The organism is Streptomyces sp. BV286 (assembly GCF_019090165.1).
In the GTDB taxonomy this organism is placed as follows: domain Bacteria; phylum Actinomycetota; class Actinomycetes; order Streptomycetales; family Streptomycetaceae; genus Streptomyces.
Genome location: NZ_JAHRIB010000061.1, coordinates 1 through 20,870, shown reverse-complemented (window position 1 = coordinate 20,870; position 20,870 = coordinate 1). Strand labels below are relative to the sequence as shown.

Annotated in this window: 26 protein-coding genes; 9 read left to right on the top strand and 17 right to left on the bottom strand. The window is 70.2% G+C overall.

What is annotated here, in order from left to right; translation table 11 throughout:
• Positions 1–170: 170 nt before the first annotated feature.
• A complete protein-coding gene (locus KUF83_RS08635; protein WP_217453999.1) occupies positions 171–371 on the top strand; it encodes a hypothetical protein in 201 nt (66 codons plus the stop codon).
• On the opposite strand, the gene KUF83_RS08630 is transcribed toward KUF83_RS08635, so the two are convergent.
• Together KUF83_RS08630 and KUF83_RS08625 are read right to left on the bottom strand one after the other, a co-directional pair.
• On the bottom strand, positions 347–1,141 hold the full coding sequence (locus KUF83_RS08630) for an HAD-IA family hydrolase (protein ID WP_217453998.1): 795 nt from the start codon (positions 1,139–1,141) through the stop codon (positions 347–349). The genes KUF83_RS08635 and KUF83_RS08630 overlap by 25 nt on opposite strands.
• Positions 1,090–1,971: a winged helix-turn-helix domain-containing protein gene (locus KUF83_RS08625; protein WP_217453997.1), complete on the bottom strand. Its 882-nt coding sequence runs from the start codon at positions 1,969–1,971 to the stop codon at positions 1,090–1,092. Before KUF83_RS08625 ends, KUF83_RS08630 begins: the two co-directional genes overlap by 52 nt.
• Before the next feature lie 278 nt (positions 1,972–2,249).
• Here KUF83_RS08625 and KUF83_RS08620 point away from each other — a divergent pair, with 278 nt between their 5' ends.
• Both KUF83_RS08620 and KUF83_RS08615 read left to right on the top strand, forming a co-directional pair.
• Positions 2,250–2,438 (top strand): hypothetical protein, encoded by a 189-nt coding sequence (locus KUF83_RS08620; protein WP_217453996.1) that lies wholly within the window; start codon positions 2,250–2,252, stop codon positions 2,436–2,438.
• A complete protein-coding gene (locus tag KUF83_RS08615; RefSeq protein ID WP_217453995.1) occupies positions 2,435–2,599 on the top strand; it encodes a hypothetical protein in 165 nt (54 codons plus the stop codon). The genes KUF83_RS08620 and KUF83_RS08615 overlap by 4 nt, the downstream gene beginning before the upstream one ends.
• On the opposite strand, the gene KUF83_RS08610 is transcribed toward KUF83_RS08615, so the two are convergent.
• On the bottom strand, positions 2,589–3,500 hold the full coding sequence (locus tag KUF83_RS08610) for a winged helix-turn-helix domain-containing protein (RefSeq protein WP_217453994.1): 912 nt from the start codon (positions 3,498–3,500) through the stop codon (positions 2,589–2,591). The genes KUF83_RS08615 and KUF83_RS08610 overlap by 11 nt on opposite strands.
• A gap of 204 nt (positions 3,501–3,704) precedes the next feature.
• Here KUF83_RS08610 and KUF83_RS08605 point away from each other — a divergent pair, with 204 nt between their 5' ends.
• Positions 3,705–3,890 carry a hypothetical protein gene (locus KUF83_RS08605; RefSeq protein WP_217453993.1) on the top strand — a complete coding sequence of 62 codons (186 nt, stop codon included), beginning with the start codon at positions 3,705–3,707 and terminating at the stop codon, positions 3,888–3,890.
• Positions 3,891–4,228: 338 nt separating this feature from the next.
• On the opposite strand, the gene KUF83_RS08600 is transcribed toward KUF83_RS08605, so the two are convergent.
• Together KUF83_RS08600 and KUF83_RS08595 are read right to left on the bottom strand one after the other, a co-directional pair.
• A complete protein-coding gene (locus KUF83_RS08600) occupies positions 4,229–5,485 on the bottom strand; it encodes a GNAT family N-acetyltransferase (RefSeq protein ID WP_217453992.1) in 1,257 nt (418 codons plus the stop codon).
• Positions 5,486–5,648: 163 nt separating this feature from the next.
• Positions 5,649–6,314 (bottom strand): hypothetical protein, encoded by a 666-nt coding sequence (locus tag KUF83_RS08595; protein WP_217453991.1) that lies wholly within the window; start codon positions 6,312–6,314, stop codon positions 5,649–5,651.
• 160 nt (positions 6,315–6,474) lie between these two features.
• On the opposite strand from KUF83_RS08595, the gene dtd reads away from it, so the two are divergent.
• A complete protein-coding gene (gene dtd, locus KUF83_RS08590; protein ID WP_217453990.1) occupies positions 6,475–6,900 on the top strand; it encodes a D-aminoacyl-tRNA deacylase in 426 nt (141 codons plus the stop codon).
• A gap of 66 nt (positions 6,901–6,966) precedes the next feature.
• On the opposite strand, the gene KUF83_RS08585 is transcribed toward dtd, so the two are convergent.
• Genes KUF83_RS08585 through KUF83_RS08575 form a run of 3 tightly spaced genes read right to left on the bottom strand, consistent with a single transcriptional unit; the run spans position 6,967 to position 9,031 of the window.
• The gene (locus tag KUF83_RS08585) at positions 6,967–7,941 is read right to left on the bottom strand and encodes a folate-binding protein YgfZ (protein WP_217453989.1); all 975 of its coding nucleotides are present in this window, start codon (positions 7,939–7,941) and stop codon (positions 6,967–6,969) included.
• Between the two features lie 34 nt (positions 7,942–7,975).
• Complete coding sequence (locus KUF83_RS08580; protein WP_308402947.1) at positions 7,976–8,440, bottom strand: transcriptional repressor; 465 nt, start codon at positions 8,438–8,440, stop codon at positions 7,976–7,978.
• A gap of 15 nt (positions 8,441–8,455) precedes the next feature.
• Entirely contained in the window at positions 8,456–9,031 is a 576-nt protein-coding gene (locus KUF83_RS08575) for an FABP family protein (RefSeq protein WP_217453988.1), read from the bottom strand.
• Between the two features lie 231 nt (positions 9,032–9,262).
• Here KUF83_RS08575 and KUF83_RS08570 point away from each other — a divergent pair, with 231 nt between their 5' ends.
• A complete protein-coding gene (locus tag KUF83_RS08570) occupies positions 9,263–9,625 on the top strand; it encodes a DsrE family protein (RefSeq protein WP_217453987.1) in 363 nt (120 codons plus the stop codon).
• 25 nt (positions 9,626–9,650) lie between these two features.
• Here the strand turns inward: KUF83_RS08570 and KUF83_RS08565 are convergent, their stop codons facing one another.
• The 8 genes from KUF83_RS08565 to KUF83_RS08535 form a co-directional block, all read right to left on the bottom strand.
• Positions 9,651–9,911: a DUF3099 domain-containing protein gene (locus KUF83_RS08565; protein WP_217453986.1), complete on the bottom strand. Its 261-nt coding sequence runs from the start codon at positions 9,909–9,911 to the stop codon at positions 9,651–9,653.
• Positions 9,912–10,066: 155 nt separating this feature from the next.
• Entirely contained in the window at positions 10,067–10,354 is a 288-nt protein-coding gene (locus tag KUF83_RS08560) for a DUF1416 domain-containing protein (protein WP_033324392.1), read from the bottom strand.
• A 37-nt stretch (positions 10,355–10,391) separates the two neighbouring features.
• Positions 10,392–11,231 carry a sulfurtransferase gene (locus KUF83_RS08555; RefSeq protein WP_217453985.1) on the bottom strand — a complete coding sequence of 280 codons (840 nt, stop codon included), beginning with the start codon at positions 11,229–11,231 and terminating at the stop codon, positions 10,392–10,394.
• Between the two features lie 161 nt (positions 11,232–11,392).
• Positions 11,393–11,473, bottom strand: coding sequence for a putative leader peptide (locus KUF83_RS42950; RefSeq protein ID WP_350310325.1), 81 nt, complete (start codon positions 11,471–11,473; stop codon positions 11,393–11,395).
• A gap of 277 nt (positions 11,474–11,750) precedes the next feature.
• A complete protein-coding gene (locus KUF83_RS08550) occupies positions 11,751–12,509 on the bottom strand; it encodes a DUF2993 domain-containing protein (RefSeq protein WP_217453984.1) in 759 nt (252 codons plus the stop codon).
• A gap of 138 nt (positions 12,510–12,647) precedes the next feature.
• Positions 12,648–14,021, bottom strand: coding sequence for a hypothetical protein (locus KUF83_RS08545; RefSeq protein WP_217453983.1), 1,374 nt, complete (start codon positions 14,019–14,021; stop codon positions 12,648–12,650).
• A 7-nt stretch (positions 14,022–14,028) separates the two neighbouring features.
• On the bottom strand, positions 14,029–14,283 hold the full coding sequence (locus tag KUF83_RS08540) for a MoaD/ThiS family protein (RefSeq protein WP_217453982.1): 255 nt from the start codon (positions 14,281–14,283) through the stop codon (positions 14,029–14,031).
• Between the two features lie 50 nt (positions 14,284–14,333).
• Positions 14,334–15,239 carry an alpha/beta hydrolase gene (locus KUF83_RS08535; protein ID WP_217453981.1) on the bottom strand — a complete coding sequence of 302 codons (906 nt, stop codon included), beginning with the start codon at positions 15,237–15,239 and terminating at the stop codon, positions 14,334–14,336.
• A gap of 278 nt (positions 15,240–15,517) precedes the next feature.
• On the opposite strand from KUF83_RS08535, the gene KUF83_RS08530 reads away from it, so the two are divergent.
• A complete protein-coding gene (locus tag KUF83_RS08530; RefSeq protein ID WP_217453980.1) occupies positions 15,518–16,336 on the top strand; it encodes a response regulator transcription factor in 819 nt (272 codons plus the stop codon).
• A 23-nt stretch (positions 16,337–16,359) separates the two neighbouring features.
• The gene (locus KUF83_RS08525; RefSeq protein ID WP_217453979.1) at positions 16,360–17,382 is read left to right on the top strand and encodes a LacI family DNA-binding transcriptional regulator; all 1,023 of its coding nucleotides are present in this window, start codon (positions 16,360–16,362) and stop codon (positions 17,380–17,382) included.
• A 246-nt stretch (positions 17,383–17,628) separates the two neighbouring features.
• Here KUF83_RS08525 and KUF83_RS08520 read toward each other — a convergent pair whose 3' ends face one another.
• Complete coding sequence (locus KUF83_RS08520; RefSeq protein ID WP_217453978.1) at positions 17,629–19,389, bottom strand: trypsin-like serine protease; 1,761 nt, start codon at positions 19,387–19,389, stop codon at positions 17,629–17,631.
• 239 nt (positions 19,390–19,628) lie between these two features.
• Here KUF83_RS08520 and KUF83_RS08515 point away from each other — a divergent pair, with 239 nt between their 5' ends.
• On the top strand, positions 19,629–20,735 hold the full coding sequence (locus KUF83_RS08515; protein WP_217453977.1) for a S1C family serine protease: 1,107 nt from the start codon (positions 19,629–19,631) through the stop codon (positions 20,733–20,735).
• The last annotated feature ends 135 nt before the right edge of the window (positions 20,736–20,870 follow it).

Below are 20,870 nucleotides of genomic sequence, written 5' to 3'. Positions count from 1 at the left end.
CGGCGACCGTACCGCTTTCAGTCCACGAACAAACCCCTTCCGGTCAAGTGACCGGCCCAACTGGACTGCCAGTTAAGGGATCAGAGCGGGCGGGCATAACCAATATGAGTCAACCAGCCCAATTGGATGGCCAGTTGGCCGGTTGACCGGAAGCTGACAGGGGTGGGCGAATGGTTCTCTACGAACTGATCGGGATGGCGGTCCGTTTCGTCCTCACGGAGCTGGTGCGCCAGAGACTGGGCCTGCTGGGCCTGTTGCTCGTGGCGCTCGCCGTGGCGACCGTACGGGCGGGACAGCTGCGCCAGGCGTGGTGGCCAGCACTGTTCCTCTTCGTGATGCTGATGCTTCAAGGGTGCGCCCTGAGCAGGTGAAGCACCGGCTCCAGCGAGGTGACGATGTGGGCGGGCTCCACCTCGGCCTTCCGAAGTGCCTCGTACTTGCGCTCGTTACGCGCGTAGCCCAGGAAGTGGGTGCCCGCGGCCTGCGCGGCCACGTAGTCCGACGGGGCGTCGCCGATCATCAGCGAGGACGAAGGTGCGGCCCCCATGGCGCTCAGCGCCTGGTTGAGCCGGTACGGATCCGGCTTCATCAGGTGGAGTTCCTGCGTACGGCCGTAGACATGCGGGTCGAAGCACGAGGTGAGCCCTCGGTCGGCGAGATACGCGTACGCCGTCCGCGCGGAGTTGTTGGTGACGATGGCGAGCCGGGCTCCCACGGCGGTCCAGGTCCGTATCAGCGGATCGGCGAAGGCCGTGGGCATGGCTGAAGCCGCGGCCCTCAGCTCGTGCTGGGTGAGTCTCTCCTCCAGCTCGGCCGCCAGATCGCTGCCCGGGTGACGCTCGTTCACCGCGCGGAGAACGACGTGCGGATCGGGATGATCCCGCTCGGCCGGGGTGAGCAGGCCGTGCAGCCCCCGGTCCCCGAGCCACCGCACCTGCTCGTCGGCGATCAGCTCCGCCCGGTGCCCCGCGAACAGCCGACAGATCGGCCCGTCGAAGTCGAAGGCCACGTAACGAGCGAGCTTGATCAGTTCTCGTAGTTTCTCTGTCTCCGCTGTCACCTGTTCAGTCTGCGCCGTATCACTAGTCACTAGGAGAGTGTCAGGTCCGTCGTGATGGTTTCCCAGAGGGCGTCGAACCACTTCTGGGACTGCTCGACGAAGGCGGCGTCACGCTGGCCGGCCCGCTCCTCGAAGGAGAACAGGAGGGACTTGGAGCCGAGCGCGTCGTACATGTCGAGCATGCCGCTGTCTCCGGCCTCCTCCCGCCTGGCGATCATGTAGTACGCCATCAGCGCCTCGACGCCGTTGAGCAGGTACAGCTTCACCGGCGGGGTGAACGGAAGCGCCCGGAACGTCACCCGGACGTCGATGCCGTGGGAGGAGCGCAGGGACTTGAGGTTGTGGCGCAGGACGTGGCCCTGGGCGTTGCGCATCTCCAGCCACCGCTGGTGGACGGGGTCCTCGCCGCCCTCCTGCACCTCCACCGAGACCGGGAAGGCGAGGTTGATGTCCCGGGACGGGAGCAGGATGCGGACGTCGATCGACTCCGGACGGAGCTTGCCCTCGTGGATCAGCCGGACCGGTTCGCCGAGGGCCAGCATCAGGGTCTCGGCCGTGAGGCACGCGGCGTCCACCCGGACGTGCGGCGCGGCGAACGCCTCCACCAGTCGCGGCGCCAGCCCCACCATCGTCGGCTGGGGTTCGTCCCGGGTCGGGGTGACCTCCGCGATCCGGGGGGGGCTTCCCTTGCTGACGTTGCTGAGCAGTCCGTCGTCCTGAAGCGCGCGCAGGGCCTGGCGGACCGTGCCCCGCTCCACCCCGAACTCCTCGGCGAGCTCGGCCTGCGTGGGCAGGCGGTCGCCGGCGCGCAGGTCGCCCGCGCGGATGCGGTCCCGCAGGATGTCGGCGATCTCCTGCGGCGAGAGCCTTCTGCTGCCGTTCACTGCCACGTTCTCCTGGGTCACGACCAAACGCTACAACTTTGCCCCATCTAAGGGGAGTTGTTTGGAAGTTGTTTATAAGTAGGAACCAACTGGGGATAACTTAACCATAGTTGGTTGCCAACTTGGTGGAGATGGCGGAAGGTTTGCCTCCTCTCGCATGCACTTGGCAGCTGGGAAGGCTTCGCACCTCCCCGGCACCAGGACTTCACTGCCGCACCACGGCACCGCACCACGGCTCCGCACCGCACCACAGCACCATCGCACTCCTCCCGCCCGCCCCCGCAAGACCCGAAGGAGGATCCACCATGCCCGCCATAGCCCTTCTCTCCGCCCTCTTCGTCGTCGGTTTCGAGCAGTTCGTCGAGTGGCGGTACGGCCCGAGCGGCGTCGTCGGACTGCTGCTGCTCACCGTGGGTCTCAAGACGAAGAGCCCCACCTGCAGCTCGGTCGGAGCCGTCGTCCTCGCCCTGATGTTCGCGGGGCCGGCCCTGTGACCTGCGCGAACCGCCCGGTCCGCAGGGCCGGCACCATCCGCACGACCCGCACCGGCCGCTCGGACGGCACCGCCCGCACCAGCGGCACGATCCACGAGGACGATCCACCGGAGGATCCGGAGAAGCTCCGGACCGGACCTGTGGGAGACCTCAGCGCGTGAGCACCAGCTCCGAGCTGATGGTCTCCCACAGTGCGTTGAACCACAGATGCGACTGCTCCACGAACGTCATGGCCCGCAGGCCCTCACCCTGCTCGAAGGGGAACAGCATCGACTGCGTCCCCTCCGCGTCGTACATCTCCAGGTACTCGTGGTCGATCTCCTCGCCGCGCCGCGACAGCGTGTAGTAGGCGAAGAGCGCCTCCGCCCCGTTGAGCAGGTACAACTTCACCGGCGGCGTGAACGGCAGGGCCCGGAACGTGACGTGTACGTCGATGCCGTGCGTCGCCCGTAACGCCAGCAGGTTGTGCCTGAGGACCTGGCCCTGGGCGTTGCGCTGGGCCAGCCAGCGCCGCTGGATCCGGTCACCGTCCTCCGCCGCGTCCACCGCCGCCGGGAAGGCGAGGTCGATGTCGCGGGACGGCAGCAGCACCCGGACGTCGATCCTGGCTGGTTTTGTTCGCCCTTCGTGGATGAGACGCAACGGTTCGCCCATCGCGAGGGTGAGGGAGACCGCCGTCAGGCACAGCGCGTCGATCTCCACGTGAGGCGCGGAGAAGGCGTCCGTGATCCGTGCCGCCAGCGCCACCATGGTGGGCTGCGGCGGAGCCTCCGGGCCGGTCAGGGCCCTGTCCACGTCCTGCGCGACGGTCGCCGGGCTCCCCTTGGACACGTTGGACAGCAGGTGCTCCGTCTGCAGGATGCGCAGCGCCTGGCGGACGGTCCCGCGCTCGACACCGAACTCGTCGGCCAGCCTGGCCTGCGTGGGCATGCGCTCTCCAGCCCGCAGTTCACCGGACCTGATCCGGCTGCGCAGCTCGTCGGCCACCTCTCGGTGTGACCTCTGTGGCCGTTGTGACCTCTTCCGCCCGTTGACGGCGACGCGTTCCGGGTCCACGACCAAACACTACAACTTCGCGCCATCTTTGGGCAGTTACAGAGAAGGTGGTTATGAGACGCATCCAAGCGGAGATAACTTCATTGAAGTTGGTCACCAACTTGAGCAACATGGTCAAACTTCCCAGGGGTTGGCCGCCAGAGTCGCAAGCGTCGACCAGGTGGATCGGTCCCAGCGGGGGTCCGTCTCCCGTCCCCAAGGAGGGACCGCATGCCGCTCATCGCCATCGTCGTCGCCGCCCTCGTCATCGCCCTCGAGCAACTGCTCCAGGTGAAGTACGGAGTGATGGGCGTCATCGCCTTCGTCGCCCTCGCCGTCGGAATCAAGGCCAAGAACTCAATGATCGGCGGCATCGGGGCAGTGATCCTCGTGATGCTGCTCGCCCAGTCCGGCTGATCGGGCGCCACCGTCCGGCAGTCCGGCCGACCGGGCTCCCTTCCGGAGGGGAGCCGGGAGCCCGGTCGGTCCGCACCACCGCGGACAGGTTCCACGCCCGCGGAAGTACGGCAGAACAGAACCACCGGCCGTACGGCAGTACCGGAACACAACTGAATCGCTACGGATCAACGCACCACCGGATCGACGCACCACGGGATCGACGCACCACCGGATCAACCGAAACGGAACGGAGGAACCACGAAGCACCGGCCGCAGGCCTGCGTCAGGAGCAGAGGCCAGAAGCAGCGGCCAGAAGTCGGAAGTCAGAAATCAGAAGCAGGACTCAGAAGCAGGACTCAGAAGATGTCCGGGCACCACGGCCGCCTGGACGTGCGCAGCAGGGCGTCGGCCACTTCGGCGGCGCCCGCTCGCTCTTCCCGGACCCGCCCCAGCGACGCGAGCCGGACCACGGACTGGTCCCCGAGCCACAGCGCCCCCAACTCCGCCGCGGACAGCGTGAGTTCGGCGCTCTCGCCGGTCCGGGTGCAGCTCGCGCCCTCGGGTGAGGCGTCCAGCCGGTACCGCCCCGCGGCCGGCCCGTTCCCGTCGACCACCTCCAGGACGAGGGCGCCCGTCGCCGCGTACGTACGCGCCTCGAGTGCCGCGACGACGTCCAGGATCCGCACCCACAGCCAGTCCACCTGCGAGGTGATGGCGGCCGCGCGCGGATCGGGCAGCAGATGCGGCAGCAGGTCGTCCGGCGCCCGCCGGCCCGTCCTGACCGCCGTGACCCAGTCGACCGAGCAGACGTACTGCCACAGCGCGCGTTCCGCGGCCGGTGTGACGGCGATCAGATCCCTGACCTTCGCCGTGTCGAGCGGCTGCTTCGCATCCCCCCATCGGTCGTCCACGGAGTACGTGAGCAGGCCCTCGGCCTGCCCCCGCGCATCGCGGTACACCGCGTGGAAGGGCTCGGTCCACGGGGCCCGGTCCAGGACCACGGCCCCGGTGGCGACCTGCCACCACCGCTCGTTCCGGTCGATCGCGCCCGGCTGCGCCCGCCTGAGCCGCTCATGCAGCTCAGGCCCCGTCTTCCGTACGTCGTCGGCGTCGACGAGGTCGATACGGCCGCCGTCGTCAGGGCCGGCCCAGCGGGGGTCGAGCCCTGCCCGCGGGACGTCGATCGTCCACTCGGCGGCCGAGGTGGCCGCCCCGAACCCGTACCGCCCGTAGATCGGGTACTCGGCGGCGATCAGTGTCGCCACGACGTCGCCGCGTTCCTTCGCGGCCGCGAGGTCGTGGGCCATCATCCGTGTGAGGATCCCGCGTCGGCGGTGGGTCGAGGTCACGGTGACGTTCGAGATCGCGTCCGCCCGCACGGTCGCACCGCCCACCGCCGTGATCTCCTGCGGGAACGACCGGAAGGTCCCCACGCACCGCTCCCCGTCGAACGCTCCCAGCGTCCGCTCCGGCTCGATGTAGGTCCGGCGGTCCGCGACCTCCGTCTCCGACACACTCGGCGGCCGCAGGAACCCGGTGTTCAGCGCGCGGATCCACTCCGGGATCTCGCCGTCACGGACGGGGCGTACGTCGATGTCCTCGCGCGAACTCATGCGCCCACGCTAGGCATACGGCCCGGGAGGTGTCGTGCGGATTTTCGTGCGCCGCCGACCGCCCTCCGCCGACCGGACGGGGCGCCCGCGCGGGGACCGGGCGGCCAGCCCCCACACACGCCCGCGCCGCGCCGAACCCGTGGAAGCACCCTGACCGGGCGCTCTACACGAGCAGGTCGTCGACCTGGGCCTCGCCCTCGCGATACCTGCGGGCGATCTCCGCGCTGCAGTCGTCGGCCGTGCGCTGCAGGTGCTGCCGCCGCCGCGAGACCTGCTGCTCGTACCGCACGAGCCGCCCCATCGCGGCGTTCAGCTCCGGATCCGTACGCGCCTCCAGGTCGGACAGTTCGACCTCGGCGAGCATGTCGGCGGCCAGCCGCCGGTACTCCTCGCTGTGCGGCGTCCCCACCGTCACGTGCCGCGCCGACGAACGGTGCCTGGCGGGCGCGTCCGTGAGGATCTCCGACAGCCGGTCGACGACGGACGCCTCCTCGGCGGCCCAGGTCGCACGGTCGCCCGCCTGGCCCCTCGGAGGTTCCGTGCGCCGCCCCAGCTCGGCCCGCAGGATGTCGATCCGCCCCTGCAACAGGCGCCGTACGTAACTGAGATCGGCCTCGTCCCGCTGCGCGTCCCGCCGCAGGGTGCGCAGTTCGGGCAGTCGCAGCATGCCCAGATCGGGCGACGGCTCCGGCATCGGACTGTCCGTTCGCTGGGTGGGCGGACGCGTGGTGACCGGACGGCCCGCTGACGGTGACGGCTGCGGTGACGGAGGCTCCCCCCGGCTCAGTGATGCGAACCCGGGTGACTGCCCCGTACTCGGTGTGCTCATGTGCCTCAACCGTCCCCTCGACCGGCGCGTGTGAGCATCGTGCCACCCCAAGTGGCCGCTATGTGACCGAGTGCCCCCGATCGGCCCCAGATGGACGGTTAAGGATCAATAAGAAAGACCCCGTACGGAGGCCGGTCCGGCGCACGGCATGATGGTCCGCATGCGTGCGGTGGTGCAGAGGGTGGACGGCGCGAGCGTCGTCGTGAACGGCGAGACGGTCGGGGAGATCAACGGCGAGGGACTGTGCGTCCTCGTCGGGGTGACCCACGAGGACACGAAGGAGAAGGCAGCCCAACTGGCCCGCAAACTCTGGTCCGTCCGGATGCTGGCCGACGAGAAGTCGTGCTCCGACATCGACGCGCCGCTCCTCGTCATCAGCCAGTTCACCCTCTACGGGGACGCCCGCAAGGGCCGGCGCCCCACCTGGAACGCGGCGGCCCCCGGCGAGGTCGCCGAGCCCCTCGTGGACGAGGTCGTGGCTCAACTCCGTTCGCTGGGGGCGACCGTGGCCACGGGCAGGTTCGGCGCGCAGATGCGCGTCTCCCTGACGAACGACGGCCCGTTCACCGTGCTGCTCGACATGTGAGCCCCGGGGCCGCCGCTCACGACGAGGCGCCCCAGGACCAGCCCGCCCCCACGGCCCTCACAGCTCCTACGGCTCGACCACGACCTCCTGCGCCGCGGCCGTCGTGTCGGCCACCAGCCGGGCGTCCAGGGGCACGTTCCGCTTGACGAGGCCCAGCGCGATCGGGCCGAGCTCGTGATGCCGTACGGACGTCGTGATGAAGCCGATCTTCCGTCCTTCGGGCCCGTCGTCCGCGAGACGCAGCTCGGTGCCGTGCGGCGGCAGGTGGACCTCGCTGCCGTCCAGGTGCAGGAAGACGAGCCTGCGCGGCGGCTTGCCCAGGTTCTGGACCCGGGCCACGGTCTCCTGGCCGCGGTAGCAGCCCTTCTGCAGGTGCACCGCGCTGCCGATCCAGCCCAGCTCGTGCGGGATGGTGCGGTGGTCGGTCTCGAAGCCGAGCCGCGGCTGGTGGTGCTCGACGCGCAGGGCCTCGTACGCCAGCAGGCCGACCGCCGGACCGTGCTTGGCGACGTCGGCGGCGTACGACTCCAGGTCCGCCCGCGGAAGCAGGAGATCACGCCCGTACGGGGTCTCGCGGACGACCGCGCCGTCCGGGACCTCGGCGATGGAGCCGGCCGGCAGGTGCACGACCGCGAAGTCGGCACTCCGGTCGGTGACGTCGACGCGGTAGAAGAACTTCATCGACTCCAGGTACGCGATCAGCGCGTCCTGGCTGCCGGGCTCCACGTGGGCCCAGGTCGTCGTCCCGTCGTCGACGAGGTACAGCGCGTGCTCGACGTGACCGTGCGCGGAGAGGATCAGCGCCTCGGTGGCCTGCCCCGCCGGAAGATCGCTGACGTGCTGGGTGAGCAGCAGGTGCAGCCAGCTGAGCCGGTCGTCGCCGGTGACCGCGACCACCCCGCGGTGCGAGAGGTCCACGAAACCGGTGCCCTCGGCGAGGGCACGCTGCTCACGGAACAGGTCGCCGTAGTGGGCGGCGACACCTTCGTCGACGCCCTCGGCGGGCACGGCACCGGGCAGGGACAGCAGAGGGCTTTTCATATCCACACAGCCTACGACCGAGTGGTGGCCGATTTTATTTCCCGGCACCGCCGGCGCCGGCCTTGGCCGCACAGTCCTCGCAGCGCCCGAAGATCGCGAAGTGCTTCATGTCGGTGACGAAGCCGAAGGTCTCGCGCAGCTTGGCGGTGAAGTCGGCGGCGACCTCGATGTCCGCCTCGATGACGTTCGTGCAGTCGCGGCAGACCAGATGGATGTGATGGTGCCGGTCCGCGAGGTGGTACGTGGGCGCGCCGTGCCCGAGGTGCGCGTGGGAGACCAGCCCGAGCTCCTCCAGGAGCTCCAGGGTCCGGTAGACCGTGGAGATGTTGACCCCCGACGCCGTCTTCCTCACTTCCACGAGGATGTCGTCGGGAGTCGCGTGCTCCAGGGTGTCCACGGCTTCGAGCACGAGCTGCCGCTGCGGGGTCAGGCGGTAGCCGCGCTGCCGCAGATCGCTCTTCCAGTCCGTGCCTTCGGTGCTGCTTCCGGTGCTCACCACACCGAAAGTCTAGAACTACTTGAAGAAAGCGATCCCGTCGTCCGGCATGTCGTCCGGCAGGGCCTTCGCCCAGCGCTCGACGTCCTGCGGGCTGACGACCTTCTTGAGCTGCGCCGACATGTACGGGCGCAGCGGGATCTCGGGGGTCTGCTTCTCGCCCACCCACATGAGGTCGCTCTTCACATAGCCGTACAGCCGCTTGCCGCCGTTGTACGGGCCCGAGGCGGCCGTGCGCGCCACCGCGTCCGTGACCAGGTCGATCTGCGGCTTCTTGTCGGCCAGCTCGCCGTACCAGACCTCGACCACGCCGTCGTCGCGGACCATCACGACCTCGACCTTGCGGTCCTTGTCGATACGCCAGAAGCCCGACTCGGACTCCAGCGGCCGCACCTTGTTGCCCTCGGAGTCGAGGACCCAGGTGTGCGAGTGGTACTCGAGGAAGTCGCGCCCGTCGTGGGTGAAGCTGACTTCCTGGCCGAAGTTGCACTTCTCGTCGCCGGGGAAGTCGTGGACGCCCGCGCCGGTCCAGTCGCCGAGCAGGAAGACGAGGGGGACGAGGTCCGGATGCAGGTCGGACGGGATCTCGATCATGAGGTCGGCAGTTCCTTGGTGGGGGTCAGCGCTGGCCCTGGTACAGCTTCTTCACGGCGAGCCCGGTGAAGGCGAGAACGCCGACACAGACCAGGATCAGCAGAGCTTCGAAGAAGTACTCAAGCACGGGGTGCTCCTCGGGTGACGCGGTGGTGGGCAGTACAGAGCCGCTTCCACTCTAGTCGGGCCGGGACCCGGGCTCTTCATGAGGTAGGCCCTACGATGCGCTGCATGGCGAAGAAGCTAGTGATCAAGGTGACGGCAGGGGCCGACTCTCCCGAGCGGTGTTCGCAGGCCTTCACGGTGGCGGCGGTCGCCGTGGCCAGTGGGGTGGACGTGTCGCTGTGGCTGACCGGCGAGTCCGCGTGGTTCGCGTTGCCGGGCCGCGCCGCCGAGTTCGAGCTGCCGCACGCGGCCCCGCTTCCCGGTCTGCTCGCCTCGGTCCTGGCCGGTGGCCGTGTCACCCTCTGCACGCAGTGCGCCGCCCGGCGTGACATCTCGGAGAAGGACGTCCTGCAGGGCGTACGGATCGCGGGCGCGCAGGTCTTCGTGCAGGAGGCACTGGCGGAGGACACGCAGGCGCTCGTCTACTGAGTCCCCGGTCGTCGCCCCACGGCTTCTAGGGCCGCCGCTTTTTGCCGTCCAGCTCGTCCCACCACTCGTCGGACCTGGCGTCGCCGGAGGGGTCGTCCCACCAGCGGTCGTCGGGGCCGCGCCGGTTGGCCGTCATCGCCGCGATCGGCGGGATCACCATGGCCACCACGCACATGCCGACGGCGACGGGGACCGACCAGAGCCGTACGACGCCCCAGGCCAGCACGAACAACCCGATGCACGTCCCCATCATGGCGAAGTAGACGTGACGCCTTCGCGCATACATACGTCCAGCGTAGAGCGCCCCCGGCGGGAAAGCCCGCCCCGCGGGCCCCCAAGGCGGCGTGGGCGAGCCGAAGGGCCGCACCCCGTACCGGAAAGCGTCCAACCCCCGGGGGTGCGGCCCTTCGGCCGTTCATACGGTGCGAACCGTCAGACGGTTCAGACGGCGATGGCCACCTCGGCCAGGCCGCCGGTCTGGGCGACGACCGTGCGGTCGGCCGTGCCGCCGGGAACGAGGGCGCGGACGGTCCAGGTGCCCTCGGCCGCGTAGAAGCGGAACTGCCCGGTCGCCGAGGTGGGGACCTCGGCGGTGAACTCGCCGGTCGAGTCCAGGAGGCGGACGTAGCCCACCACCGGCTCGCCGTCCTTGGTCACCTGACCCTGGATGGTGGTCTCACCGGGCTTGATCGTCGAGGCGTCGGGGCCGCCTGCCTTCGCTCCACACATGTTTCGATTCCGTCCTTCAGTACTGCGGGCCTAGGGGTTACTTGTTGGCGCCGAGCTCGATCGGCACGCCGACGAGGGAGCCGTACTCGGTCCACGAGCCGTCGTAGTTCTTGACGTTCTCGACACCGAGGAGCTCGTGCAGCACGAACCAGGTGAGCGCGGAACGCTCACCGATGCGGCAGTACGCGATGGTGTCCTTGGCGAGGTCGACCTGCTCGTCGGCGTAGAGCTCCTTGAGCTCGTCGTCCGACTTGAAGGTGCCGTCGTCGTTGGCGTTCTTCGACCACGGGATGTTGCGCGCGGACGGGACGTGGCCCGGACGCTGCGACTGCTCCTGCGGCAGGTGGGCCGGCGCGAGCAGCTTGCCGCTGAACTCGTCGGGCGAGCGGACGTCGACCAGGTTCTGCGAACCGATGGCCGCCACGACGTCGTCGCGGAAGGCGCGGATCGCGGTGTTCTGGGCCTTGGCCTTGTAGTCCGTCTTCGCGCGGGCCGGCACCTCGGCGACCAGGTCGCGGGAGTCGAGCTCCCACTTCTTGCGGCCGCCGTCGAGGAGCTTCACGTTCTCGTGGCCGTAGAGCTTGAAGTACCAGTAGGCGTAGGACGCGAACCAGTTGTTGTTGCCGCCGTAGAGGACGACCAGGGTGTCGTTCGCGATGCCCTTCTCCGACAGGAGCTTCTCGAAGCCCTCCTGGTCGACGAAGTCACGGCGGACCGGGTCCTGGAGGTCCTTGGTCCAGTCGATCCGGATCGCGTTGCGGATGTGGTTCTTCTCGTACGCGGACGTGTCCTCGTCGACCTCGACGACGGCCACGTTCGGGTCGTCCAGGTGGTCCTGGACCCAGTCGGCGTCTACCAGGACGTCGCTGCGGCTCATGCTCGTTCTCCTCCGGGGCAGTTGCGGCGGGGCGTTGCGTAAGTGAGGGGTGCGGGCACGTACGGGCTCGGTGGCCATGGCTGCGAGGTGTACGCGGCGCGGGGGTGGCCCCGACAAGAGAGGTCGAAGGGCCCGGCTCGCGGAAGTACGGACGCTTCCGCTCAGAAGGTGCGACAGAGCATGGCGGCGACGCGGCACAGGTCTACTGCCCGCCGCTTCGTGAGGTCCGCCTGTCGCTTCATGCCGTCGATCGTAGGGACGGAAAGCCGGACATGTCACCGGCGTGTCGCATGCTGAGACGCGATCGTCCGCGATGTGGGATGCACGGGGCGCGGAACCAACTCCCGCACGCCCCGGGGGTCTCTGTAGCCCTCGTCACATCACTGATGCATCTGCTGTGCGGACTGGTCCGTCTCGCCTTTCGGACGGCGAGGGTGATCCGCACGCCGCCCGGACCGTGGTCGGGGGCCGCCGCCCGCCCGGCGGTCCGCCCTCCGGCCGTCCCGGCCGCCCGGTGTCCTACCCGACGAGGCTGACGTTGGAACCCTTCACCCCGATGTCGACGCCCTTGTCGGCCGCCTCGACCTTGTCGATCCTGATGCCGCCCGGCAGGCCGTCGATCTTCTGCCGGAAGTCGGTGATCAGGCGCACCCGGTCCTCCGCGAGCTGGACGCCGAGGTTGGGCAGGGAGTCCGCGCGCACCTCGACGGTGTCGCCCTTGACGCTCACCGAGCTGAGCACGGAGACCGGGCGGGGCAGCTTCGTACCGAGCACGGTGGCCTCCACCTCGACCTTGATCTTTCCGTTGCCGCCGTCGGAGAGACCGACCACCTTGGCGGTGACCCCGGTCGCGACGTCCACGGGCTCGGCCTTGGCGGCCTTGAGGAGCTCGTCGTACGAGATCGTGGCCGTGCCGGTGGCGGAGGCGGCCTTCGCGGAGCTGTAGTCGCCGGAGAACGCGACGCCCTTCATCCGGGCGTCGAGGTTGTCGATACGGATCTTGGCGGGCGCTCCCCCGCCGGTGCCGCCCGTCGCGCCGCTGGTGTCGGCCTCGTAGTCCTTGATCCCGACCTCGACCTCGTCCAGCTCGCCGCCGGCCACCTGGGTGAGGAAGGGGAAGCCCTTGATCGACACGTCCGGGGTGGTGGCCAGGCCCTCGTTGGTCTTCAGCCGGTCCGCGGCCTCGTCCTCGGCGAAGCCCACGGCGACGCGGTCGGCGATGACGAAGAGGCCGCCCAGGATGACGGTCACGATCAGAAGTATTCGCAGTGCTCGCATGTTTTCCGTGTTCCCCCACCTAGGCGGTCTTCTGAGCGCGAGGGTAACCCTGACGGTCCCTCCGGCCGGGGGGACGGGGTGGGTTGTCGATCAGCTGTGACAGGGGTGCACCCGGGGGTGCGTCCCGGTTCCGGGGCCTCAGGCCAGGGCCCGGCCCAGCAGATAGACGGCCGGGGCCGCCGCCGCGAGGGGCAGGGCCACTCCCGCGGTGAAGTGGACGAACCGCGACGGATAGTCGTAACTGGCGACCCGGTGTCCGATCAGCGCGCAGACACCGGCCCCGGCCCCGAGAACCGCCCCGGCCTCGCCGAGATCGGTGAGCCCGCCGACGGCGATCCCCGCCCCCGCCGCGGCCAGCAGCGCCACGGCCACCGAGGCGATCGTCGGCAGGGGAAGCGCCCGCGCCAGAATCGCCGCCGCCACCGCCACCCCGCCGACCGTCACCGCGTCCGCGTCCGCCGCCAGGTGGCCCGTCGCGACGATCGCGAGGGCCGCCGAGACGACCGTGGCCATCAGGCCGTACATCCGCTCGTCGGGTTCGGCGTGGCTGCGCAGCTGGAGGACCAGGGTCAGCAGGACCCAGACACCGAGGGTGCCGAGAATCGCGGCGGGGGCGTTGTCCCGCCCGGCCGCGAGCAGCGCCACGTCAGCGGTGAGCGCACCCGCGAAGGCCAGTGCGATGCCCTGCCGGGCGGGCCACATGCCGTTCAGCCGGAACCAGCCCGCCGCGGTCACCGCCTGAAGGATCACCAGCGGTACGACCAGCGCGTACTGCCCGACCGCGGCGGCCCCGGCGAGCAGCAGTCCGAGGACCGCCGTCAGCACGGCAGGCTGCGCGCCGGGCTCGATGATCGGCGAACGCCCCTCGGCGCGGGCCCGCTGGGCGTCGGTCACACGGGTGTTGCCGGTGACCGTGGCGGGGCCGTAGCCCGAGGCGGACGCGGGGTCGGCGGCGAAGGCGCCGGGGGCGGGCGTGGGGCCGGGTCCGGCCGCCGGCGCGGGGACGGGGTTTCCGCTGCCCTCGGCCTGCTGCCCGCCCTGGGAGTAGGGGGCAGCCTGGGCGTACGGGCCGTCCTGGGCCCGATGGGCACCCTGGGCGTGCTGCGGGCCCTGGCCCGGCTGACCCTGGCCCGGCCGGCCCTGCGGCTGTGGGGCGTGGTTCCAGCCCGCCCCGGCCTCCGCGGGCATCGGCTGTCCCACGACGCCGTACCGGGCCGCGTGCGGCGGCTGAGCCCCGTACGCGTCCTCTCCCGGGCCCTGCTGGGGCAGGTACGCCGTGTCCGCGGCGGGCGCGACCGGCGGCTGGACCTGTGTCTCCCAGGTCCGGCCCTCCCACTGCTGGGTGTACTGCTGCTGCGCAGCGGCCTCGTCGTACTGCTGCTGCCCGGTCCACCCGGACGGCTGCTGCGGGGCCTGCTGGTGCTGGTGGTCCTGCTGCTGCGGCTGGGGTTGCTGCTGGTACGGGTCGTACCCCTCGTACGGCCCGTTCCCCTCGTACGGCTGGTTGCTCATGGTCCCGTCACCCTCCTGCGAACGGCGGGAGCACCTCGACCGTGCCGCCCTCGGCCAGCCGTACCGTCTCATGTCCGCGGGTACCCACGGGGTCGCCGTCGATGAGGAACGAGCATCGCCGCAGGACGCGGACGAGTTCGCCGGGGTGTCGCTCGCGGGCCGCGTCGAGCGCCTGGGCGAGGGTCTGCGCCTCGTACGGCTCCTCGGCGACTCCCGCGGCGGCCTTGGCGGCGGCCCAGTAACGCACCGTGCCCTTTGCCATCTGATGTCCTCGATCAACGGTGGAAGAAACGGGTGACGGACACCGTCAGGCTAGCCCGCGTGGGCGGCGGCCCATTCCCCGATACGGGCCAGGAGTTCGTCGTCCGCCGCGTTCTCGGCGTGGCCCATCCCCCGCTCCAGCCACAGCTCCGCGTGGTCCCCGGACGCGGCGGCCAGCATGCGCGGGTGGTCCACCGGGAAATAGCCGTCGCGGTCGCCGTGGACGATCAGCAGCGGTGTGGGCGCGATCAGGGGAACCGACTCCACCGGGGAGGAGGGCACCGGGTCCCATTCGCGGTGATGGATCCGGGTACGCAGTCCGTAGCGGCCGACCGCGCGGCCGACCGGCCGGGTTACCAGCCAGTGCAGGCGCCGCATAGGGGCCGTCCCCCGGTAGTACCAGCGGGCGGGTGCACTGACCGAAACCACCGCGTCCGTATGCGCTCCCGTGCGCCCCTCGTGCTCCTCACCGCTCTTGGCGTGCAGGGCCGCGTGCCGGAGCACCACCGAGCCGCCCATGGAGAATCCGACGGTGGCCACGCGGGTGTGACCGAGCTCTCGCGCCCACTCCACCACCGCCGCCAGATCGAGGACCTCACGGTCGCCGACCGTGGAGTGCCCGCCGGAGGCGCCGTGTCCGCGGAAGGAGAAGGTGATCACCGCCGCGTACCGCGCGAAGACGGTGGCCGCCCGCCGGACGTGGGGTCGTTCCAGATCCCCCGTGAAGCCGTGCGCGACAACGATGACGAGGTCGCCGGAGGTGTCGGACGCGTTGGTTCCGGGCCGGTGCTCCGCGTCGATCGTGACTCCGTCGGCGGTGCGCAGAAACCTCCGCGCCACCCCTCTCGGAGATCGTTCCGGAGTTCGTTCCGGAGAAGTTTCCGTACATCTCTCCGCCGTCTCAGGTTCTGGACGAATGAAAGATCGCGTCACATGACCTGCCGGACCTTGGCTCATGTGGGCTATTCTGCTGGGCAGAGGACTCGGGCAGCGTAGCCCCCGGGTCCTTTTGCGCTTTCCGGAGCGTTGTATACGAACGCTGTATACGAGGTTCCGGTTCGAGAACGGCATGAGAAATGCGCCGTGAATGCGCAGTTGCGGCGCCCGGGGGCGCGGGAGCCGCAAGCACTACGAAGCAGTGCCGCAAACGTCCTCGCAGGGACCGAGGAGGAACCAGACGTTATGGGCGAGCGAACCGTGCGTGACCGTATGACGACCCAGGCAGGTGGGGCGCGATGAGCTCTCTGCTGCTCCTTACGAATGCCCTCCAGCCGTCGACGGAGGTGCTTCCCGCCCTCGGCCTCCTGCTGCACAACGTGCGCGTGGCTCCGGCGGAGGGCCCCGCTCTCGTCGACACCCCAGGTGCCGACGTCATCCTCATCGACGGCCGGCGTGACCTCCCGCAGGTCCGCAGCCTGTGTCAGCTGCTGCGCTCCACCGGGCCCGGCTGTCCACTCGTCCTCGTCGTCACGGAAGGCGGCCTCGCGGCCGTCACCGCCGACTGGGGCATCGACGACGTGCTCCTCGACACCGCCGGCCCGGCCGAGGTCGAGGCGCGACTGCGGCTGGCCATGGGCCGCCAGCAGATCGTCAACGACGACTCCCCCATGGAGATCCGCAACGGCGACCTGTCGGTCGACGAGGCGACGTACTCCGCGAAGCTCAAGGGGCGGGTCCTCGACCTCACCTTCAAGGAGTTCGAGCTCCTGAAGTACCTGGCGCAGCACCCCGGCCGCGTCTTCACCCGCGCTCAGCTCCTCCAGGAGGTCTGGGGCTACGACTACTTCGGTGGCACCCGGACCGTCGACGTGCACGTCCGGCGGCTGCGCGCGAAGCTCGGCCCCGAGCACGAGTCGCTGATCGGGACGGTCCGGAACGTCGGTTATCGATTCGTTACGCCGGAGAAGGTGGAGCGGGCGGCGGACGAGACGAAGGCCAAGGCGGCCCAGCCAAAGCCGGAGGATGCGGACGAGACCGCCCACCTGGACGCGGCGGCCGCCGGGGAGACGACCGCGAAGGCGCAGGAAGAAGCCGTACGGCCTGCCCGGCGATAGGTCCATCCGCGTAGACTCCGCGCGTGGCCAAGGTGACTCGGGATGACGTGGCGCGACTTGCGGGTACTTCCACCGCCGTCGTCAGCTATGTCATCAACAACGGACCCCGGCCGGTCGCCCCGGCCACGCGCGAGCGTGTCCTCGCCGCGATCAAGGAGCTGTCCTACCGGCCGGACCGGGTCGCCCAGGCCATGGCGTCCCGGCGTACGGACCTCATAGGCCTGATCGTGCCGGACGCGCGCCAGCCCTTCTTCGGGGAGATGGCGCATGCGGTCGAACAGGCCGCGTCCGAGCGCGGAAAGATGGTGCTCGTCGGCAACTCCGACTACGTCGGTGAGCGCGAGGTCCACTATCTGCGGGCCTTTCTGGGCATGCGGGTCTCGGGGCTGATCCTCGTCAGCCACGCGCTGAACGACCTGGCCGCCGCCGAGATCGACGCGTGGGACGCCCGGGTGGTGCTGCTGCACGAGCGGCCCGAGGCCATCGACGACGTCGCGGTCGTCACGGACGACGTGGGCGGCGCGCAGCTCGCCACCAGCCACCTTCTGGAGCACGGCTACGAGTACGTCGCCTGTCTCGGCGGTGTCGCGGAGACCCCCACCGTCGGTGACCCGGTCTCCGACCACGTGGAGGGCTGGCGGCGTGCGATGCACGAGGCGGGGCGCTCCACGGAGGGCCGCCTCTTCGAGGCGCTCTACAACCGTTACGACGCCTACAAGGTGGGCCTCGAACTGCTGGCCGGGCCCGATCGGCCGCCGGCGATCTTCTGTTCCACCGACGACCAGGCGGTCGGACTGCTGCGGGCGGCCCGTGAGCTGCGGATCGATGTGCCGGGTGAGCTGGCGGTCGCCGGGTTCGACGACATCAAGGAAGCGGCGCTGACCGATCCGCCGCTGACCACGATCTCGTCCGACCGGTCCGCGATGGCCCGGGCCGCGGTGGATCTCGTACTCGATGACGGGCTGCGGGTCGCCGGGGCTCGGCGGGAGCGGTTGAAGCTGTTCCCCTCCCAGTTGGTCGTGCGGCGCTCTTGTGGGTGTGGGTAGTTCCGCTGGTAGGTGCGTTTGATTGATGGCTGCGGGTGGGTCGTGGCTGGTCACGCAGTTCCCCGCGCCCCTGAAGGGATGCGGTTGCCCGGCGCCTCGGCCGGCCCGGAAGCGTGACGGTCCCCGCGCCCCTGAAGGCACGCGGTGGCCCGGCGCCCCTGAACGCGCGCCGGTCCCCGTGGCCCTGGAAAGCAGAAAGCGTCGGCCCTCGCCCGGTGGCGAGGGCCGACGCGTGCTTCCGCCGGTCTAGAACAGCAGGTTGTACTGGTTGAAGCCGGTGCCCAGGCTGGTGCGGGTGGCGAAGAGGTCGCCGGACGCCTTGTTCGTGCCGCGGTAGAGCCACAGCGTGCCGGCCGAGTCGCGGGCCATGACGTCGGCCACTCCGTCGCCCGTCACGTCGCCGTTGGAGACGTACGAGGTGAAGTTCCAGCCGGTACGGGCCTTGATACGGGCCGACCAGGGGGTCTTCTCCTTGCCGGTGCCGCGGTAGAGCCACAGCGTGCCGTCCGTGGAGCGGACCAGGAGGTCGGGCTTGCCGTCGCCGGAGAGGTCGCCGCGGCCGAAGACCTTCACGCCCTTCCAGGCGCCGCTGACAACCTTGACCTTGCCGTGGAACTGGCCGTTGCCCCGGCCCGGGTAGAGGTAGACCGAACCGTCGGCGTCCACCGCGACCAGGTCCGGGCGGGCGTCGCCCGTCAGGTCGCCGGGGATCGCGTACGACTTGTAGCCGCCCCAGACCGAGCTGACCTGCATCCAGGTCCAGTCGCCGACGGAGTGGTCCATGTAGCTGCGGTACAGCTTGCCGTCGCTCTTGTCGCGGATGATCAGGTCCTGGTGGAAGTCCCGGTCCAGGTCGGCCTGCAGGGCCCAGGTGGCGTTCTGCCAGCCGCTGCCCTGGTAGGCGCGCTGCGCGAGCGAGGTGCCCTTGCTGTTCTGCTGGAAGAGCCCGCCCGAGGGCGTGCGCGCGAGCAGGTCGGCGCGGCCGTCGTACGACAGGTCGGCGTCGTCGACGCGCGGCTGGGCCGCCCATGTGTAGGAGCTGACCTTGGTGAACACCGGGTAGGCGCCCTTGGCGGTGCAGCCCGCGACGCCCCAGGAGACGATGCCGACGATCTTGCCGCCGACGACCAGCGGGCCGCCCGAGTCGCCGTTGCAGGGGCTGTTCGTTCCCTCGTCGACGCCGGTCGCGGGAGTGCCCGCGCAGGTCATCGAGCCGGCGACGAAGTAGTCGCCGTCGAGGACCGACGCCATCGCGCTCTTGCAGGTCGCGTCGGCGACCAGCGGCAGGTTCGCCTTCTTCAGCTTCGTCGAGAGGGTGGCGTCCTCGGCCCCGGAGGTCAGGCCCCAGCCGTAGACGGAGCCGGTGGTGCCGGGCCGGTAGAGCGTGCTGTCGTCGGAGGCGGCCAGGCGCAGGGTCGGCCGGTCCAGCAGCGGGCGGTCCAGGGTGAGGACCGCGATGTCGTTCTGCGTGGTGTCGGCGTTGTAGCGGGGGTGGGTCCACTGGCGGAACACGCCCGCGGCCGTGCCGGTCGTGTAGTCGTCGAGGTCGGTGGTGCCCGCCAGGACGGCGCCGTTGCCCGCCCAGTCGAGGCCGGCCACGCAGTGGGCGGCGGTGAGGACCTTGTTGGGGGCGACGAGGGTGCCGCCGCAGAAGTAGCCGTCGCCGGTGGCCGGGTCGGAGTAGCCGAGCTGGACCATCCACGGGGCGCTCTCGATGGTGGTCTCGCCGCCGCCGATGATGAACGGGGACCTGCCGGGCGAGGCCTTCTCCGGGGTCTCGCCCGTCGCCTTCGCGGCCTCGACGATCCGGTCGCGCAGCTCCTCGGTGGAGGCGGCCGGCTTCGCGGGCTGTGCGAGGCCCGCGTCGGGCAGACCCACGGTGGGGCCGTCCGCCGCGGTCGCGGGCTGGGCCGCGACGGCACCGGCGCAACTCAGCGCCAGCGCGAGAGCGGCCGCGGGGAACGCCGTGCCGGGGCGTCTCAGGCGGCTGCGCAGGGCACGTATCACTCAGGGCTCCTGAGGTGGGTGAGGTTCGTGAACCCGCCAAGCCTGCGGCCCGCGGACCTCCCCGCACACGCACTTCACAGCGGCCCGACAAGTATTCGTCCGCCGCTTCCGTGACAACACCATGCCGCAACCCCCTGTTTCACCGGCCCCGACGGCTTTATATCGGGCATACGCGGTTCTGTCGGGCTTCTCAGGGAGCACTCAGGGAGCTCTCATGGTGGGGCTGCAGAGTCTGATCCATGACCGAGAGCTTCCGCCGCAGCGGCGAGTACCCCCAGGGCGACCACCAGCAGTCCGCGTACTCCGAGCAGCCGTACGCGCAGCCGTACGCCTCTCCCGAGAACCCCACGACCTCCTCCGTGAACCCGGAGTGGCCGCCCCCGCCGGCGTACGAGCCGACGCAGCCGGGCGCCGCTCCCACCGCTCTCCTCACCGAGCCCGTCTCCCCCGCCGCTCCCCGACAGCGTGCCAAGGGGCCGCTGGCGCTGCTGGCCGCGGTGGCGATAGCCGCGGCGGCCGTGGGCGGCGGAACCGCGTACGCCTTCCAGCAGCTGACCGGCAGCGACACCGTGGCGAGCAGCAGCACCAGCACCAGCGTCGTCCCGGCCAGCAAGAAGGGCACGGTCGCCGGGGTCGCCGAGTCGGTCAGCCCGAGCATCGTCGAGATCAGCGCGACCTCGAACGCGGGCTCCTCGACCGGGTCCGGCGTGATCATCACGACCGGCGGCGAGATCGTCACCAACAACCACGTGGTCTCCGGCGCCTCCCAGATCAAGGTGCAGCTGAGCAACGGCAAGTCGTACACCGCGACCGTCGTCGGCACCGACAGCAAGAAGGACCTCGCGCTGATCAAACTGGAGGACGCCCCGTCCGGTCTGACGGCCGCGACGCTCGGCGACTCCGACGCCGTCAAGGTCGGTGACCAGGTCGTGGCGATCGGCTCCCCCGAGGGCCTGACGGGCACGGTCACCAGCGGCATCGTCTCCGCGCTCGACCGTGACGTCACCGTCTCCACGGACGAGAGCCAGGGCCAGCAGCAACAGCAGCAGGGCGGTGGCGGCGGCCAGTGGCCGTTCGAGTTCGGCGGCCAGCAGTTCAACGGCGACACCGGCTCGTCCACGACGACGTACAAGGCCCTCCAGACCGACGCGTCCCTCAACCCGGGCAACTCCGGCGGCGCGCTGATCGACATGAACGGCAACATCATCGGCATCAACTCCGCGATGTACTCGGCCGCGGACGCCACCTCGTCGACCGCCGGCAGCGTCGGTCTCGGCTTCGCCATCCCGATCAACACCGTCAAGGCCGACCTGGACACGCTCCGGGCCGGTGGCTCCGACAGCTGACCCGAGCTCACCCCGAGCCGACCCCGGAGGTCGTCATGAAGATCAGGACCGTCTCCCGCACCGTCGCGGACACCGACCCCGCCGCGTACGCCCTGGCCCTCGAAGTGGCGTACGAGCTGCACGCCCCGGCGCCGC